Raw genomic sequence first — 16,980 nt, forward strand, 5'->3', positions numbered from 1 at the left:
CGCGGCCGGTCAGGCCCGGCTGGAGATCTGTTGGACGGCCCACGAGTTGCCGTCCGGGTCACTGAAGAAGACGAAGCCGACGTTGTCCAGCGGGTGCGGTACGGGTCGCGGGTTGACGCCCAACACCTGGACGTCGCTGACCTGCACGCCACGGTCGACCAACTCCGCGTGGGCCTGCTCGATGTCGGGCACCACCAGTTGCAGGCCCTTGAGCGACCCCGGCGGCATCTCCGGGACGGCACCCTTGCCGATCACGATCGAGCAGCCCGAGCCGGGCGGAGTCAACTGGACGATGCGCGCCTCGTCGCTGATCACGGTGTCGTGATCGACGGTGAAGCCGAGCTGGTCGGCGTAGAACGCCTTGGCCCGGTCCAGGTCGGTGACCGGCACGATCACCACTTCCAGCGTCCAGTTCATCGTCGTTCTCCTCGCGTCGCCCAACGGTTCCCCAGTCAACACCCGCGCAGCGGGGAAGGCCCCGGCGAACCGCCGAGGCCTTCCTGTCGATGCGGGTGCGTCAGCAGGCGTACGCCTCCAGGCGCTGGGCCCGCTCCGGTGCGCGCAGCTTCAGCAGCGTCACCTTCTCGATCTGCCGGATCCGCTCCCGGGACAGGCCGAACTCCCGGCCGACCTCGTCCAGGGTGCGCTGCCGGCCGTCGTCCAGACCGAACCGGAGCCGGATGACCGCCTGCTCCCGCTGGGACAGGGTGGCCAGCACGATGCTGACCTCGTTGCGCAGTTCGCCCTGGGCGGCGGCGTCACCCGGCTCGGTACGCGGGTCCACCGAGGCCACGAAGTCACCGAGGGCGCTCTCGCCGTCGTCGCCGACGGCCTGGTCCAGGCTGACCGGCTCCCGGTCGTAGGAGATCAGCTCGATGACCTGGATCTCGGGGATCTCCAGGGCGCGGGCGACCTCGGCGACAGTGGGCTCGCGACCCAGCGTCACCGCCAGCTCGCGGCGGGCACGGACCATCCGGTTGACCTGCTCGACCATGTGCACCGGGATGCGGATGGTGCGGGCCTGGTCGGCCATCGCGCGGGTGATCGCCTGCCGGATCCACCATGTCGCGTACGTGGAGAACTTGTAGCCCTTGGCGTAGTCGAACTTCTCCACCGCGCGGATCAGACCGAGGTTGCCCTCCTGGATGAGGTCCAGGAACGCCATACCGCGACCGGTGTAGCGCTTCGCGATGCTGACCACCAGCCGCAGGTTCGCCTCAAGCAGGTGGTCCTTCGCGGCCCGGCCCTCCGCGACGATCAGCTCCAGGTCGGCCCGCAGCTCGGCGGAGACCGGGGTGCAGGTCGCGAGCTTCTCGTCGGCGAACAACCCGGCCTCGATACGCCGGGCCAGGTCGACCTCCTGAGCGGCGGTCAGCAGCTTCGTCCGACCGATCCCGTTGAGGTACGCCCGGACCAGGTCGGTGGAGATGCCACGCTCGTCGGTGGCGTCCAGGTCGGTGAGGACCTCGGAGGTCCCGTCGGTGTCGGTCGTGGTGGCCGGACGCGTCCGGTGTTCCGTCATCTGCAGGACCATCTCTGTCTCTCCCCGTTTCCACGTCTGTGCCGTGTCTCCGGCCCAGCGGTGCCGGTGTGAGACACAGCTTGGCGGGCGGGGCGTAAAACGGGAGTGAGGCGATCGGGCACCCGACAGGAATCAGGTCGGGTCGCTGGTGCGGTGTGTCGTCCGGGTGTGCGGTTGCCCGCCACGGTTACGTTGCGGACGGACGGACGGACGGTTGGACGGCCGGCCGGCTCGGGTCGGCGCGGACGACAGATGGAGGACGGCGTGGTCTTCAAGCGGCTCATGCAGGCGATGGGCGTCGGCGGTCCGTCGGTGGAGACGGTGTTGGCGGACCCGAACTGCCGCCCGGGCGGCCAGTTGGAGGGGCGCATCCAGGTGGTCGGCGGCGACCACCAGGTCGACATCGACCAGGTGAGCCTCGGCCTGGTCACCCGGGTCGAGGTGGAGAGCGGCGACGCCGACTACGACACCACCCAGGAGTTCCACCGCCAGCAGATCACCGGCGCGTTCCGGCTGGAGCCGGGGCAACGCCACGAGATCCCGTTCCGCTTCGCCGTGCCGTGGGAGACACCGGTCACCGAGCTGTACGGGCAGCACCTGCACGGCATGACGATGGGTCTGCGTACCGAGTTGGAGGTCGCCCGCGCGGTCGACAAGGGTGACCTCGACGCCGTGTCGGTGCACCCACTGCCGGCGCAGGAGCGACTGCTCGACGCGTTGCTGCGACTGGGCTTCCGGTTCGCCCGCGCCGATGTGGAACGTGGGCACATCTACGGCGTACGGCAGACGTTGCCGTTCTACCAGGAGATCGAGTTCAACCCGGCGCCGCAGTACGCCCGCTCGATCAACCAGCTGGAGGTCACCTTCGTGGCCGACGCGCAGCAGATGCAGGTGATCCTGGAAGTCGACAAGCGCGGCGGCGTCTTCAGTGAGGGCCGGGACGCCTTCGGTCGCTTCACGGTGGACCACGCCACCGCTGACCGCACCGACTGGACCGCTGAACTCGACAACTGGCTGCGCCAGTCCCTGTCCCGCCGAGGCCTCTTCTCCTAACCCACCCAACCCCCGCCCCACCCACGCCCCTCTTCGCCCCGGTGATCAAGAGGTTTGCGTCAAACATCGGGGGCGGGTTCAGGGGGTCGGTGCAAGCAGTAGCCGATCAAGGGCTTCTGCGGGAGTGTCCCATCCCAGGGTCTGGCGGGGGCGGCGGTTGAGTTGGATTGCGACGGTGTCGAGGTCGCTCTGGCTGATGGTGCGGAAATCGGTCTTGCCTTTGGGGAAGTATTGACGGAGCAGGCCGTTGGTGTTCTCGTTGCTGCCCCGTTGCCACGGGCTGTGCGGATCGCACAGGTAGACGGCGCAGCCGGTGGCCAGCGTGAAGGTGGTGTGCTCGGCCAGTTCGGCGCCCTGGTCCCAGGTCAGCGAGCGGGCCAGGTGTCGGGGCAGCTGGGCGAGCTGGGCGCGGACCACGGCCAGTACTTCAGGGCTGGTCCGGTCCACGGGCAGGGCACCGAGCAGCGCGTAACGGGTCGTGCGTTCGACCAGAGTGACGATCGCTGAGGTGCCGTTACGGCCGATCAGCAGGTCGCCCTCCCAATGGCCCGGCACCGCCCGGTCCTGCACCTCGGCAGGCCGGGCACTGATGTGAACGTCCTCGGTGACCCACGGCCGCCCCCGGATCGCCCGGCGGGCGGCCTGCGCCGCGCGCGACTGTGAACGACGTTGCTGCCGTCGGCTGCGCAACGCGTCATCGACCAGTTCCCGCAGGCTGCCCCGCGCCCGCAGGTAGATCGACTGATAGATCGTCTCGTGGGACACCCTCATCTCCGGCTGGTCCGGGAACTCACGCCGCAACCGCGCGACAATCTGCCGCGGCGACCAGCGCTCACCCAGCCATTGCACCACCGTCGAGCGCAACGGCCCAGGCTGACTCAACACCCGCGGCTTCGGCCGGCGCCGCCGCGCATCGGCCTTACGCTGCGCCCAGTCAGCCTGATACCCCCACCGATACAAGCCACCACGCACCGCACCGAGCGGGTTCTTCACCCCATGCCGCGACGAGTTCCCCCGCTGCACCTCCCGCCACACCGACGACAGTCCCACCCCGATCGCCGCTGCGATCTGCGTCAACGTCGACCCCTGACCCCACAGATGCTCGATCACCTGCCGATGACCCGCAGTCAACACATGCGCTCGCGCCACCCAAACTCCTTCGACCGGTCCGTACCGTGATCAACGATCACTTGCACGGACCGGTCGAACCCGCCGGGTGAAATCTGACGCAAACCTCTTGATCACCGCACCGGGGTGGGCGGGTGCGGTGGGGTTGGGGGCAGAGGGGTGGAGTTAGAGGTCCAGGATGAGGGTTTGGGGGCCTATGTTGACGCTTTCCACGAGCATGTGGGCGCGGAAGCGGCCGGTCTCCACCTTCGCTCCTCGTTCGCGCAGGGCGTCGACCACGGCTGTCACCAGGGGTTCGGCCACCTCGGCGGGGGCGGCCGCCGTCCAGCTCGGACGGCGACCCTTGCGGGCGTCGCCGTAGAGGGTGAACTGACTGACCACCAGGATCGGCGCTCCGGTGTCGGCGGCGGACCGCTCGCCGTCGAGGATGCGCAGCTCGTGCACCTTGCGGGCCATCGTCTGAGCGGTCTGGGCGGTGTCGGTGTGGGTTACCCCGAGCAGCACGAGCAGGCCGTTCTCGATCGCGCCGACGACCTCGTCGTTAACTGTCACGCTGGCCCGCCCGACGGTCTGCACCACGGCCCGCATCAGGCGGGCACCCGCTCGATGAAGCCACGCTCCACCAGGTGCGCCACGATCGGGCCGGCGGCCTCGGCCATCTCGTCGGGCTCGACGTCGTGCGCGGCTGCGAGCAGGGCGAGCTGGTCACGCAGGGGTAAACGGCCGTCGGCGCCACCGACCAGCGCCAGCACCAGCGGGTCGATCTCCTCGGTCCAGCGCAGGCCGTTCGGCATCGCGAGGACCTGCCGGTCCACCCCCCAACCCTCATCGCCCATGGTGGCCTCCTGCCGCAGCTGGAGGCCCTCGGCGGCCCGGTAGCGCTCGGCGAGCAGCGCCTCCGTGTCGCGTACCCGGAGAAAGTCCTGGCGGTCGAACCACGCCGCGATCTGGTCGCCCAGCGGTGGCTGCACCCGCTGGCGCAGGTCCTCCACCCGGACCACCGGGTCGGCGTGACCGCCCCGGCGCAGCGACACGATGCCGAAGCCGACCCCCTCCACCTTGTGCGCGTCGAACCAGTCCAGCCAGGCGGCCATCCGCTGCGGGTCGGCGGTCTCGCCCACGTCGGTGAGCCACAGGTCGACGTACGCCATGGGGTCGGCCACCTCCCGCTGGATGACCCAGGCGTCCAGGCCGGTACCGGCGAACCAGCCGGCCACCCGCTCGTCCCACTCCTCACCGGCGACGTGCACCCAGTTCGCCAGGTACTGCATGGTGCCGCCCTCGGTGAGCAGACCCGGGGCGGCGGCGGCCAGCTCGGCACCGATCGCGTCACCGACCCGGCCGGAGTCGCGGTAGACGTGCGTGGTGGTACCCGGGCCGACCACGAACGGCGGGTTGCTCACCACCAGGTCGAAGCGCCGGCCCGCCACCGGGGCGACCAGGTCGCCGCGCAGCAGTTCCCAGTCCTGACCGTTGAGGGCGGCGGTCGTCGCGGCGAAGCGCAGGGCCCGCTCGGAGAGGTCGGTGGCGGTGACCGAGTCGGCGTGGGTGGCCAGGTGCAGGGCCTGGACGCCGGAGCCGGTACCCAGGTCCAGTGCGGTGCCGACCGGCCGGCGCATGGTGGCGCCGATCAGGGTGTGGGTCGCCCCGCCGATGCCGAGCACGTGCTCGGCGTGCAACGGGCGACCCGGGCGGGCGCTGGACGGCACGTCGGCGAGCACCCACCAGTCGTCACCGTACGGTTCCAGGTCCACGCCGGCACGCAGGCCGCCGCCGTACCGCTCGACCAGCCCGCCGGCCAGCGCATCCTCCAGGCTCAGCGGCGTCAGCGCGGCGGCAACCGCTGCCTCCGACTCGGTCTGGTCGCAGATGAACACCCGGATCAGGGTGCCGAGCGGGTCGCCGTCCTCGGTGGCGCGCAACGCGGCGCGATAGTCGTTGCGGGCGACCGCGGCTGTTGCCTGCGCGCCCAGCCTCTCGGCGATGCCGTGGCTGGTGAACCCGGTCCGGGTCAGTGCGGTCCGCAGCGCGTCGACACCGGCGGGGGAGAGCAGCATGTCGTGTTCGTCCACGCAGCCATCCTGCCTTCCGCCGCGCCGCCGGGCGCGGCCACCCGCCGGATCGAACCCGGAGCGTCGGTGGTCGTCCGCAACCGGCGGCCGGGCAGGATGGTGCCATGACGCTCGTACTCCCCATCGACCCCGAGGCCAACCGGCTGCTGGAGCGCAGCCCGCTGGCCCTGCTCCTCGGCATGGTCCTCGACCAGCAGGTGCCGATGGAGAAGGCGTTCTCCTCGCCGTACGTGCTGACCCAGCGGCTCGGTCACGACCTGGACGCGGCGGAGCTGGCCGGGTACGACCCGGAGGCGCTCGTCGCGCTCTTCGCCCAGCCGCCCGCGTTGCACCGGTTCCCGAAGGCGATGGCGGCCCGGGTGCAGGAGGTCTGTCGGGTGCTGGTGGAGCGCTACGACGGTGACGCGGCGTTGCTCTGGTCCGACGTCGCTGACGGGCCGGAGCTGCTGAGCCGGGTGTCCGGGCTGCCCGGCTTCGGCAAGCAGAAGGCGCAGATCTTCGTGGCCCTGCTCGGCAAGCGGTTCGGGGTGACCCCGCAGGACTGGCGGCAGGCTGCCGGCGGCTACGGCGACCCGGGCGCGTACCGGTCCGTGGCCGACGTCACCGACGTGGATTCGCTGCGTCAGGTGCGGGAGTACAAGCAGCAGATGAAGGCCGCGGCCAAGGCCGCGGAGGGCTGACGCTCAGGCGGCGGTGGGGTGCGCCAGGGAGGCCAGCGCGCGCCGGACGTCGGCGAGCGAGACGGTCGCCGAGTCGTCCAGGTCGGCCAGGCCGGCCTCGATCCACTGGCGCATCAGGGTGGTGACCCCGATGCCCCGGGCGTCGGCGGCGGAGCGCACCCGCTCGTAGGTCTCCAGCGGCAGCCGGACCGACCTGCTGACCATCGGCACGTCGGTGTCGGGGGTGGGGAGGTCCACCGCCGGGCTCTCGTCGATCAGCTCGGCGATCCGGTCGTCGCCGCTGTGGAACTGCTTGGTCGCGTCGTTCCGGTGCATCGTCACGGCCTCCTCATCGGCGAGATCTCCGCACGGCCTCGTCGTAGCGCTTGGACTCGGCGTCGCTCAGCTCACGAGCGGAGAGGATGTCCCAGTCGTTGTCGGTGCCATCGGCCTCGGCGAGCAGCACCGCCAGTCGGCGGCCCCGACGGGCGGCGGCGTAGACCACCATCACGTCGTCGCCCAGATGGCGGATGACCCGTCGGGCGCTGTGCAGCGCCTCCCAGACTTCCCCGGGCGTGACGTCGTAGACCCTCAGGTTGGCCAACGCCTCGTCGGTGAAGCTGAACCTGCTGCCCACGCCCGGAGCGTACCACGCACGTAACACGTGCCGGGATGACTCGAAGTTCGCTGATCACGGCCTCACGGTGACAGGATGAGGGGTAATCCCCTCGTAGGAGGTCCATGGTGAAGCGTCAGGCGTACCAGCCGATTCTCATCACCGACGCCTCGCGCAGCCAGGACGATCAGCTCAACAGTCGCCAGCGCCGCTATGTCCTGATGATGGGCATCCGGGTGCTGTGCATCGTCGTCGGCGCGATCCTGGTCGGTGCGAACGCCCCACTGCTCTGGCTCTGGTTGCCGCTGTGCGGCCTCGGCATGGTGCTCATCCCCTGGCTGGCCGTGCTGCTGGCCAATGACCGGCCGCCCAAGGAAGAGCACCGGCTCGCCAACCGGTTCCACCCCCGCCGGCAGGACGACACGCCGCCGATGAGCCTCACCGCCGAGGAGCGCCCGCACAAGGTCATCGACGCCGAACCCTGACCCGCGAACGGGCCAGGGTTCGTACCGTCACGACTGCGGACGCGCGCCCGCGGTGGAGACGGCCATCGCCCCCAGGTCGGTGGCGCGGGCCAGCGCCGCGGCCGGGGTGGCGCCCGCGAGCCACGCGGTGAGCAGGCCGGCCGCGAAGGCGTCGCCGGCTCCCGTGACATCCACCACCGCCGTCCGGCGGGCTGAGGCCACATGGACCGCCCCGGTGCGGTCCACCCAGACCGCGCCGGCCGCCCCGCGCTTGACCACCACCCGCCGCGCCGTCGCCGACAACACCCGCCCCTGCGCCGCCGGGTCCAGCCCGCCGGCCAGCGCCGTCGCCTCGTCCGCGTTGACCAGCAGCAGGTCGATGTCGCGTACCCAACTCAGGAACACCGCCGGGCCGACCCGCCGCAGCGGCGCCGCGGACGCCGCGTCGACGCTGATGGTGAGCCCACGCTCGCGCGCCGCGGCCAACGCCCGCAGCCCCGCACCGCGCGACCCGGCGTCCAGCAGGGTGTACGCGGACAGATGCAGATGCCCGGCGTCGGGCGCCGCCGCGACGGCCCGCTCGACGTGCGCGCCGCTCAGCCGCAGGTTCGCGCCCCGCTGGCTGACCATGGTCCGCTCGTCGTCGGCCGCCAACACGATCACCGTGCCGGTGGGTACGCCCTCGATCCGCTCGACGGCGCAGTCGACGCCCGCCCGGGTCAGTTCGGCAACCCGGTCCCGCCCCTCGTCGTCGTCACCGACCGCGCCGACGAGCGTGACGTCCACCCGTTGCGCGGCGACCCAGGCAGCGGTGTTGGCCGCCTGACCGCCACCGCCGAGACTGATCTCCGCCCCGGTGTCCGAGCCGGCCGCGAGGGGCCCGGACAGCACGGCGACCACGTCGGTGATCACGTCGCCGACGACGACCACCCGGGCCGGTCGCGTCACGCCGGGGCGGTGGTGCTGCGGGCCGCCGCGGCGACCGCGATCCGCGCGGCCAGGTCGGCGTTGCGCAGGATGATCCGGACGTTCACCGCCAGGCTCGCGCCCTCGGTGGCCGAGTGGAAGTGCGCCAGCAGGTACGGCGTGACGGCCTTTCCGGTGATGCCGTCCCGATCCAGCAGGGCCAGGCCCTCGGCGAGGGTCCGGTCGTGCAGTTCCGGGTCGAGCTGCTCGTCGACCGGCAGCGGGTTGGCGACGAGCAGCCCGCCGGTGTGTACGGCGTGCTCGTCCCGCGCGGCGAGCACGGCGGCGACCTGCTCCGGCGAGTCCACCGACCAGTCCAGGTCGAAACCGGCGTCGGTGAGGTAGAAACCGGGGAACCGGCGCGTGCGGTAACCGACCACGGCGACGCCGAGGGTCTCCAGGCGCTCCAGCGTCGCGCCCACGTCGAGGATCGACTTGACCCCGGCGCAGACCACAGCGATCGGGGTCTGGGCCAGGGTGGTCAGGTCCGCCGACTCGTCGAAGGTGTGCGCCGCCTCCCGGTGCACCCCACCCAGCCCGCCGGTGGCGAACACCCCGATCCCGGCCGCGGCGGCCACCGCGCTGGTCGCGGCCACTGTCGTCGCGCCGTCCGCGCCCGTCGCCGCCGCCACCGCCAGGTCGCGGACGGAGAGCTTCGTCACTCCGTCGACGGTGGCGAGGCGGGTCAGCTGCGCGTCGTCGAGGCCGACCACCACCCCGCCACGGATCATCCCGATCGTGGCCGGAACGGCCCCGGCGTGCCGAACCGCCTGCTCGATCTCCCTGGCCACCCGGAGGTTCTCCGGCCGGGGGAGGCCGTGCGAGACGATGGTGCTCTCCAGGGCGACGACGGGTCGGCCGTCGCGCAGGGCTTCGGCGACCTCGGTCCCGTAGCTGATGCGAAAGTCAGTCACATTGGCACCGTACGGGGTCGGGTGTCCGCCGGGCTCAAGTGGACCCGGCCGTGATGACCTGCCAAACTTGACGGTCGGAGGTGCAGACGTGAGCACAGAGGTTCTCGAGCGTCCGGAGCTGAAGGACGCCGACACCGGTCCCGAGATGTTCCACTACGTCCGCAAGGAGAAGATCGCCGAGAGTGCCGTCATGGGCACCTTCGTCGTCGCGCTCTGCGGCGAGACGTTCCCGGTCACCAAGGCGGCCAAGCCCGGTTCGCCGGTCTGCCCGAAGTGCAAGGAGATCTACGACTCGTACCGCGAGTGAACGCGGGCCGGCATCCCGGCCGGCGACGTAGCCTGCGGCGGTGACCACCTCCACCCCTCTGCTCCTCGCCGACCTGGCCGGGGTGGCGGTCTTCGCCGCATCCGGGGCCTCGGCGGCGGTGGCGAAGCGACTGGACCTGTTCGGCGTCGCCTTCGTCGGTTTCGTCGCCGCCCTCGGTGGCGGGATCCTCCGGGACCTGGTCATCGACGAGGTTCCGCCGCTGGCCTTCGCCGACTGGCGCTACGCGGCCACCGCCGCGATCACCGCGCTCGCCGTCTTCTGGCTGCACCCCCAACTGGCCCGACTGCGCACCACCGTCCTGGTGTTGGACGCGGCCGGCCTGGCGCTGTTCACCGTCACCGGCACGCTCAAGGCGCTCGACGCCCAGGTGCCGGCAGTCGGCGCCTGCCTGATCGGCATGCTCACCGCGATCGGCGGCGGGCTCGGCCGCGACCTGCTCACCGCCGAGATCCCGGTGGTGCTGCGCCGGGAGATCTACGCGGTGGCCGCACTGGCCGGCTCGATCCTGGTGGTGGTCCTGTACGCCAGCGACCAGACCGGGCCGGTGCCGCTCACCGCCGCCGCCGTCCTGGTGTTCGGTCTACGCCTGATCGCACTGCGACGACGGTGGTCCGCCCCGGTGGCGACACTGCGTCCCCCACGCACCGGTGACCCCGAGTGGTGAGGCCCCCTCCGCCGGGGTGACAGATGTGACCAGCGTGGCGTCGCCTGGGACGTCGGGCCGACGCTGGTTATGCTGAGTCGGCCTTCGCGGCAGCTTCTGCGCGGAGGCGTTTTCATGGGCGGCGGTCACCGTGGCCCTCGCCCCGGATCCGCCGTCGTGCGGTCGGAGAGGAGCTTCGCGTGGCAGCCCGGACGCCGGTGCTCGAGACGTTCCCGGCGCTACGCGCCTGGCAGCGTAAAGCCCTGGTCGAATACCTGCGCCGGCGTACCGAGGACTTCACCGCGGTCGCCACCCCCGGCGCCGGTAAGACCACCTTCGCCCTTCGGATCGCCGCCGAGCTGCTCGCCGACGGCACCGTCGAGGCGGTCACCGTCGTCGCGCCGACCGAACACCTGAAGAGCCAGTGGGCCGACGCGGCGGCCCGGGTGGGCATCCAACTCGACGCGGCGTTCCGCAACGCCGACGTGCACTCCGCGGCCGACTTCCACGGCGCGGTGATCACCTACGCCCAGGTGGGAATGGCCCCGCAGGTGCACCGACGGCGCACCATGACCCGACGCACCCTCGTCATCCTCGACGAGATCCACCACGCGGGCGACTCCCGGTCCTGGGGAGACGGGGTGAAGGCGGCCTTCGAACCCGCCGTACGCCGGCTGATGCTCACCGGGACCCCGTTCCGCTCCGACGACAACCCGATCCCGTTCGTCAGCTACGAGCGGGGCGGGGACGGGCTGCTGCGCTCCCGCGCCGACTCGGTGTACGGCTACTCCGACGCCCTCCGCGACGGCGTGGTCCGGCCGGTGCTCTTCCTGGCGTACTCCGGGGAGACCCGCTGGCGGACCAACGCGGGGGAGGAGCTGGCCGCCCGCCTCGGTGAACCCATGACGCAGGATCTGGTGGCGCAGGCCTGGCGTACCGCCCTGGACCCCGCCGGCGACTGGATGCCGCAGGTCCTGCGGGCCGCCGACGCCCGACTCACAGTGCTGCGCAACGCCGGCATGGCCGACGCCGGCGGGCTGATCATCGCCACCGACCAACAGACCGCCCGCTCGTACGCCAAGCTGATCGAGCAGGTAACGGGCGAGAAGGCCGCCGTGGTGCTCTCCGACGATCAGGGCGCATCCGCGCGGATCGCGACGTTCGCGGCGTCCGACCAGCGGTGGCTGGTCGCGGTGCGGATGGTGTCCGAAGGGGTCGACATTCCGCGACTCGCGGTTGGTGTCTACGCCACAAGTGCCAGCACGCCGCTCTACTTCGCCCAGGCGATCGGCCGGTTCGTCCGGGCCCGCCGGCCCGGAGAGACCGCGTCGGTGTTCCTGCCCAGCGTGCCGCACCTGCTCGGGCTGGCCAGCGAGATGGAGACCGAGCGGGACCACGTACTCGGCAAACCCAAGGAATCCGACGGCTTCGACGACGACCTGCTGGAACGAGCGCAGCGCGACGACCAGGCAAGCGGCGAGTTGGAGAAGCGCTTCGCCGCGCTCTCGGCCACCGCCGAACTGGACCAGGTGATCTTCGACGGCGCGTCGTTCGGCACTGCGGCGCAGGCCGGCACACCCGAGGAAGAGGAATATCTCGGCCTGCCCGGTCTGCTCACCGCCGATCAGGTGTCGCTGCTGCTGACCAAGAGGCAAGCCGCGCAACTCGCCGCCCAACGCCGCCGTACCGCCGACGGGCCCGCTCAGACGGCCGCTGCGCCCACCGCAGCGCCGCCGGCACCCATGAGCGCCGCCCAGCGGCGCGTGGCGCTACGGCGGCAACTGAACGCTCTTGTGGCGGCACGACACCACCGCACCGGCCAACCGCACGGCAAGATCCATGCCGAGTTGCGCCGTCTCTGCGGCGGCCCACCCAGCGCCCAGGCCACCATCGAGCAGCTCGAGGAACGCATCGCCACCGTCCAGACCCTCTAGACCCACCAACCGCACCGACACCGTCCGCCCCGGCCCGACACGCGCTCGGCCCCGGCTCGGTCTGGCCCGGCCCGGGCTTGGTCTGGCCCGGGATTGGTCTGGCCTGGCCCGGGCTTGGTCTGGCCCGGCCCCGGCCCGGCCCCGGCCCCGGCCCCGGCCCCGGCCCAAGATCGTGCTCGAACGTGGTTGTAGTGGTGTCGGCACGCCTGCGAGGCCACTACTTCCTGGTTCGAGCGCGATCTTGGGGCCTCGCGCCCAAGATCCGCACAACGTCGGGGATGTTGCTGCCTCGGAGGCCCGGGAGGCAGCAACATCCGGGAAATGCGCGGATCTTGACGGACGTTCCGGCCTTGGCCCGGGATGCGCCGTTCCGGCGCCGCGCAGCGCCGCGCCGCGCCCCGGGTAGGGAGCGCGGCGCCGGAGGGCGAGAGCGCGCGGGGGCGCACGGCGGCGGCTTGAGAGCGAAGAGCCTGAGAGCGAAGGACTTGAGAGCGTGGGCCTGAGGGCGCGTGGCATGCCGGGGCAGGGCGAGGCGTGTGGGCGCGGAGCGTGAAACGGCCAGGCGTTCGGTCGCCCGGGACCGTGCGGGTCTGGGTACGAAGAAGCCGGCCGGAGACACCCTCGGGGTGCCTCCGGCCGGCTATGTCGGTTTGCGGATCTAGTTCGCCATCAGATCGGCGCCACGCCAGCTGAAATCGGGCTCCGTCGCGAACCGCTCGGTGATCTTCACGAGATCCTCCGCGTACTTGTTCGCATGGTGCCCGCAGAACACCAGCTCGCTCCCACCCGCCAGAGTGATCCGGAGCTTCCCGGCAGCATTGCAGCGGTCGCACCGTTCATCGGCGGCTGGGGGCGCCACCGTCTCGGGCGGCGGCGTGAGGGTCGGGGTCATCGCCTTCCTCCTCTGGTCGTCACCGATGAACAATCTCTTCGGTCGTTGCTCACCTATGGTGCAACACCCTTACTAGGCACTGCCTTCCCTGTGTGCCCGCGGGGGACCGAGGTCACACCTGGCAGGGACAGTGTGCCGTGCACCCAGGGTGCCACGTCAACGATCACATTCGTGCATCCGGACGATCACCATCTGGTGTTGCACACCAGGTGGTCAAAACGACACGTTCGGTTGACGAAACCCGGTCAGTCCAGGTAATCCCTGAGGACCTGCGAGCGTGACGGGTGGCGCAGCTTGGACATCGTCTTGGACTCGATCTGCCGGATCCGTTCCCGGGTCACCCCGTAGACCTGGCCGATCTCGTCCAACGTCCGTGGCTGGCCGTCGGTCAGGCCGAAGCGCAGCCGTACCACACCCGCCTCACGCTCGGAGAGCGTCTGCAGCACCTGCTGGAGCTGGTCCTGCAGGAGCGAGAACGAGACCGCGTCCACCGCGACCACGGCCTCGGAGTCCTCGATGAAGTCACCGAGCTGGCTGTCGCCCTCGTCGCCGATGGTCTGGTCCAGCGAGATGGGCTCCCGAGCGTACTGCTGGATCTCCAGCACCTTCTCGGGTGTGATGTCCATCTCCTTCGCCAGCTCCTCCGGGGTGGGCTCACGGCCCAGGTCCTGAAGCAGCTCGCGCTGTATGCGGCCGAGCTTGTTGATGACCTCGACCATGTGCACCGGGATGCGGATGGTGCGGGCCTGGTCGGCCATCGCGCGGGTGATCGCCTGCCGGATCCACCAGGTCGCGTACGTGGAGAACTTGTAGCCCTTGGTGTAGTCGAACTTCTCCACCGCGCGGATCAGACCGAGGTTGCCCTCCTGGATGAGGTCCAGGAACGCCATGCCGCGACCCGTGTACCTCTTCGCGAGGGACACCACCAGTCGGAGGTTCGCCTCCAGGAGGTGGTTCTTGGCCCGCTCGCCGTCGCGGGAGATCCAGCCCAGGTCACGGACCATCTCCCGGACGAGCTTCTCCTCGCCCTCGTCGGCGGCCCGCAGTCGCTCGGCGGCGTAGAGCCCGGCCTCGATGCGCTTGGCCAGCTCCACCTCCTGCTCGGCGTTGAGCAGCGGAACCTTACCGATCTGCTTCAGGTACGCACGGACCGAGTCGGCGGAGGCGGTGAGCTCGGCGTCGCGCCGGGCCTGCTTGAGGGCCTCGGACTCCTCGTCGTCCCACTCGAAGTCGTTGTCGGTCGCCGAGGCGGCCGCGTCGGTCTCGGCAGCCTGGGTCAGCTCGGCCGGCTCCTCGACCACCACGTCCTCGATGGCCGCGGCCAGCTCCTCCGGGTCGATCTCGCCCTCGGCGCCCTCACCCTTGGCCTTGGTGCCGGCCTTGGCGCCGGCGGCGGCGACCGTCGCCTTGGTGGCGCGGGTCGACTTGGTGGCCTTCGCCGGTGCGGCAGCGCCATCGGCGGGGGTGCCGGTGGCCTTGCGTGCGGCGACCTTGCGGGGGGCCGGCGCGGACGGCGTGTCGTCGGAGGCGGGCGCCTGCTTCGGGGCGGGCGCGGCGGCCTTCTTGGTGGTCTTGGCGGTGGTGGCCCGGGACGCCGGCGTGGTCGAGCGGGCCGCGGCGACGCGGCGGCGGGTGCTCGCCGAGCCGTCCACCACCACCGTCACTCCCGCCTCGGAGAGTGCCCGCAGAATCTTCTTGGCCTGGGCCGGAGTCACCTCGGCGGACTCGACGGTGCGCGCGAGCTGGGCCGACGTGAGCTGACCGCCGGCGCTCTGCGCGTGGGCGATCAGGGTGTCGGTGAGCGAGCGAACGTCGGCGCCGGTCTGGCGGGGTTCTGTCACGAATGACCTTCCGGAGGCGAAGAGCGGGCACGGCCGGGTCGTCCGGCACAGCGAGGGGCAACCGGGCCGGGCGATGTGGTTGAGGGACCCTCGTGTCTCGGATCGGCCGGTGGTCGGCGGTCCGTGGCGCGTGGGCAGGGTGAATTGTAACGCCGTCTGCGGCGATCATCCTGCGCCGCACTGCGTAACGGCGTGGGACCGCCGATTCGGCGCTGATGTGGACTTTGTAAGGATGATACTCGCGCGGGGCCCCGAACGCCCCGGTCGTGCGGGAAGGGGACGTGGGGATGCACCGTTCGGCGCCGTCACCTCGGGAACTTCTGGCGGTCGCGCTCGGCGTCGCCCGGGACGCGGCGGCCACCGCGTACCGGATGCGGGTCGAGGGTGTTTCCGTGGCGGCGACCAAGAGCACCGTCACCGACGTGGTCACTGCGGCCGACCGGGCGGTCGAGCGTCAGGTGCTGGACGCGCTGCGGGAGTTGCGACCCGACGACGCGGTGCTCGGCGAGGAATACGGTACCCGCGACACCGGGCCGGTCGCCCCGGGCGGTGTGCGGTGGATCGTCGACCCGATCGACGGGACCGTCAACTACCTCTACGGGCTGGCGCACAGCGCGGTCTCGTTGGCGGCGGAGGTGGACGGGGTGGTGGTCGCCGGGGTGGTGCGCAACGTGCACACCGGCGAGGAGTGGACAGCCACGGTCGGGGGTGGGGCCTGGCGCGACGGCGTCCGGTTGCGGTGCTCCGGCGAGGTCGACCTGGGGCAGGCGCTGGTCGGCACCGGTTTCGGTTACGACGCGGGTCGTCGCGCGCACCAGGGCCAGGTGGTCGCCGGGCTGATCGCTCACGTACGGGACATCCGCCGCCTGGGTGCCGCCGCCCTGGACCTGTGTCTGGTCGCGGAGGGCCGGCTCGACGCGTACTTCGAGAAGGGTCTCGCGGCCTGGGACCTGGCGGCGGGTGGGCTGGTGGCCGCGGAGGCGGGGGTGCGGGTCGGCGGCCTGGCCGGTGCGCCGCCGGGGCCGGACCTGGTGGTCGCGGCCCCGCCGGCGCTCTTCGGGCCGCTGCACGACCGGCTCGCGAAGCTGGACGCCGCGGGTGGCCCCTGACCGGCCGGTCAGACCGACCCGGCCGTCACTTGGCGACCGGGGAGGGGCAGGAGCCCTTGGGAGCCTGGGGTGCGCCGATGTCGCCCAGGGACTGGTTGACCTCGGTGGTGGTGGCGAGCTGCTGGAAGCCGCTGCCCAGCACCACGTCCACGGTGTCGTCGGTGCGCTTCGGGTCGTAACCCGGTTCGGCGTTGTTCAGGAAGTACGCCTGGAGCAGATGCGCGGAGCCGACCCCCTTCGGGCCATACCGCAGCACCGCGACGTCGTCGATCCCCTTGCGCTCGTTGCCGACCTTCTGCACCTGGAACTTGCGGTTGCGGAAGTCGTCGGCGACGCTGCCGGCCCGGCCGGGCTCGTCGGTCGCGTTGAACACGTTGATCTTGACGTCCTTGGGCTCGTGCAGAGTCACGTCGGCCAGCGGCCAACCCTCCGGGCAGCCCTCGGCAGTGCCGGCCTTGCCCTGGGTGTCCCGGATGATCGCGGTCACCACGAATGCCAGGGCCAGCACCCCCAGCAGGCCGACGACGACGAGTGCTCGCACCCGCGCAAAACTCATCTGAGCACTCCCGGGACCTCAGGTGGATGACGGCGGCCGGCAGCGATCGGACTGGCCGCCGGCCGTCGAATACGCCGCTGAGGTTAACGGTTGTCCGGCCGTCGCGTGGAAACAGCCCGACATGCCGGCGCGCCGACGGCGAACCGGGTACTACTACCCCTATCTTCGTGTCGCCTGAATCACATTGGGAACAACTTCGCGTGCGGGGGCGTACAACTCAGCCGCAAGGGCGGTATACATGCCTCGCCCAAGGGGGGGTAAGGTTCCGCGCTCGCAGGGGAGT

General features: G+C 71.2%; 19 protein-coding genes. 7 read left to right on the forward strand and 12 right to left on the reverse strand.

Going from position 1 to position 16,980, the window contains the following annotated elements; genetic code table 11:
- Positions 1–9: 9 nt before the first annotated feature.
- Positions 10–417 (reverse strand): VOC family protein, encoded by a 408-nt coding sequence (locus O7631_RS13040; protein ID WP_278144461.1) that lies wholly within the window; start codon positions 415–417, stop codon positions 10–12.
- A 100-nt stretch (positions 418–517) separates the two neighbouring features.
- Positions 518–1,522 carry an RNA polymerase sigma factor SigB gene (gene sigB, locus O7631_RS13045; protein ID WP_278144462.1) on the reverse strand — a complete coding sequence of 335 codons (1,005 nt, stop codon included), beginning with the start codon at positions 1,520–1,522 and terminating at the stop codon, positions 518–520.
- A 264-nt stretch (positions 1,523–1,786) separates the two neighbouring features.
- On the opposite strand from sigB, the gene O7631_RS13050 reads away from it, so the two are divergent.
- A complete protein-coding gene (locus O7631_RS13050; RefSeq protein WP_278147924.1) occupies positions 1,787–2,575 on the forward strand; it encodes a sporulation protein in 789 nt (262 codons plus the stop codon).
- Between the two features lie 78 nt (positions 2,576–2,653).
- Here the strand turns inward: O7631_RS13050 and O7631_RS13055 are convergent, their stop codons facing one another.
- The 3 genes from O7631_RS13055 to O7631_RS13065 all read right to left on the reverse strand — a co-directional run bounded on the left by O7631_RS13055 (position 2,654) and on the right by O7631_RS13065 (position 5,775).
- On the reverse strand, positions 2,654–3,724 hold the full coding sequence (locus O7631_RS13055) for an IS30 family transposase (protein ID WP_347403504.1): 1,071 nt from the start codon (positions 3,722–3,724) through the stop codon (positions 2,654–2,656).
- A 144-nt stretch (positions 3,725–3,868) separates the two neighbouring features.
- Entirely contained in the window at positions 3,869–4,291 is a 423-nt protein-coding gene (gene dtd / locus O7631_RS13060) for a D-aminoacyl-tRNA deacylase (protein ID WP_278144463.1), read from the reverse strand.
- Complete coding sequence (locus tag O7631_RS13065; protein WP_278144464.1) at positions 4,291–5,775, reverse strand: methyltransferase; 1,485 nt, start codon at positions 5,773–5,775, stop codon at positions 4,291–4,293. Before O7631_RS13065 ends, dtd begins: the two co-directional genes overlap by 1 nt.
- A gap of 104 nt (positions 5,776–5,879) precedes the next feature.
- On the opposite strand from O7631_RS13065, the gene O7631_RS13070 reads away from it, so the two are divergent.
- Positions 5,880–6,455, forward strand: a complete 576-nt coding sequence (locus tag O7631_RS13070) for an HhH-GPD-type base excision DNA repair protein (RefSeq protein ID WP_278144465.1) — start codon at positions 5,880–5,882, stop codon at positions 6,453–6,455.
- A gap of 3 nt (positions 6,456–6,458) precedes the next feature.
- On the opposite strand, the gene O7631_RS13075 is transcribed toward O7631_RS13070, so the two are convergent.
- Both O7631_RS13075 and O7631_RS13080 read right to left on the reverse strand, forming a co-directional pair.
- Positions 6,459–6,770 carry a hypothetical protein gene (locus O7631_RS13075; RefSeq protein ID WP_145785813.1) on the reverse strand — a complete coding sequence of 104 codons (312 nt, stop codon included), beginning with the start codon at positions 6,768–6,770 and terminating at the stop codon, positions 6,459–6,461.
- Positions 6,771–6,783: 13 nt separating this feature from the next.
- Complete coding sequence (locus O7631_RS13080; RefSeq protein ID WP_088946797.1) at positions 6,784–7,071, reverse strand: hypothetical protein; 288 nt, start codon at positions 7,069–7,071, stop codon at positions 6,784–6,786.
- Between the two features lie 104 nt (positions 7,072–7,175).
- Here O7631_RS13080 and O7631_RS13085 point away from each other — a divergent pair, with 104 nt between their 5' ends.
- On the forward strand, positions 7,176–7,535 hold the full coding sequence (locus tag O7631_RS13085) for a DUF3099 domain-containing protein (RefSeq protein ID WP_269680479.1): 360 nt from the start codon (positions 7,176–7,178) through the stop codon (positions 7,533–7,535).
- Between the two features lie 27 nt (positions 7,536–7,562).
- On the opposite strand, the gene O7631_RS13090 is transcribed toward O7631_RS13085, so the two are convergent.
- Positions 7,563–8,462 (reverse strand): PfkB family carbohydrate kinase, encoded by a 900-nt coding sequence (locus tag O7631_RS13090; protein ID WP_278144466.1) that lies wholly within the window; start codon positions 8,460–8,462, stop codon positions 7,563–7,565.
- Entirely contained in the window at positions 8,459–9,394 is a 936-nt protein-coding gene (locus O7631_RS13095) for a pseudouridine-5'-phosphate glycosidase (protein ID WP_278144467.1), read from the reverse strand. The genes O7631_RS13090 and O7631_RS13095 overlap by 4 nt, the downstream gene beginning before the upstream one ends.
- A gap of 88 nt (positions 9,395–9,482) precedes the next feature.
- Here O7631_RS13095 and O7631_RS13100 point away from each other — a divergent pair, with 88 nt between their 5' ends.
- The 3 genes from O7631_RS13100 (at position 9,483) to O7631_RS13110 (ending at position 12,299) form a co-directional block, all read left to right on the forward strand.
- Positions 9,483–9,701, forward strand: a complete 219-nt coding sequence (locus tag O7631_RS13100) for a DUF3039 domain-containing protein (protein WP_007456912.1) — start codon at positions 9,483–9,485, stop codon at positions 9,699–9,701.
- Positions 9,702–9,741: 40 nt separating this feature from the next.
- Positions 9,742–10,386 carry a trimeric intracellular cation channel family protein gene (locus O7631_RS13105; RefSeq protein ID WP_278144468.1) on the forward strand — a complete coding sequence of 215 codons (645 nt, stop codon included), beginning with the start codon at positions 9,742–9,744 and terminating at the stop codon, positions 10,384–10,386.
- A gap of 179 nt (positions 10,387–10,565) precedes the next feature.
- On the forward strand, positions 10,566–12,299 hold the full coding sequence (locus O7631_RS13110) for a DEAD/DEAH box helicase (protein WP_278144469.1): 1,734 nt from the start codon (positions 10,566–10,568) through the stop codon (positions 12,297–12,299).
- A gap of 658 nt (positions 12,300–12,957) precedes the next feature.
- On the opposite strand, the gene O7631_RS13115 is transcribed toward O7631_RS13110, so the two are convergent.
- A complete protein-coding gene (locus tag O7631_RS13115) occupies positions 12,958–13,191 on the reverse strand; it encodes a hypothetical protein (RefSeq protein WP_030337431.1) in 234 nt (77 codons plus the stop codon).
- A gap of 245 nt (positions 13,192–13,436) precedes the next feature.
- Entirely contained in the window at positions 13,437–15,032 is a 1,596-nt protein-coding gene (locus O7631_RS13120; RefSeq protein ID WP_278144470.1) for an RNA polymerase sigma factor, read from the reverse strand.
- Between the two features lie 287 nt (positions 15,033–15,319).
- On the opposite strand from O7631_RS13120, the gene O7631_RS13125 reads away from it, so the two are divergent.
- Positions 15,320–16,141, forward strand: a complete 822-nt coding sequence (locus O7631_RS13125; protein WP_278144471.1) for an inositol monophosphatase family protein — start codon at positions 15,320–15,322, stop codon at positions 16,139–16,141.
- Positions 16,142–16,166: 25 nt separating this feature from the next.
- On the opposite strand, the gene O7631_RS13130 is transcribed toward O7631_RS13125, so the two are convergent.
- Positions 16,167–16,682, reverse strand: coding sequence for a LytR C-terminal domain-containing protein (locus tag O7631_RS13130; protein WP_269683648.1), 516 nt, complete (start codon positions 16,680–16,682; stop codon positions 16,167–16,169).
- Positions 16,683–16,980 lie beyond the last annotated feature (298 nt).

Source organism: Micromonospora sp. WMMD967, from assembly GCF_029626165.1.
Classification (GTDB): Bacteria; Actinomycetota; Actinomycetes; order Mycobacteriales; family Micromonosporaceae; genus Micromonospora; species Micromonospora taraxaci.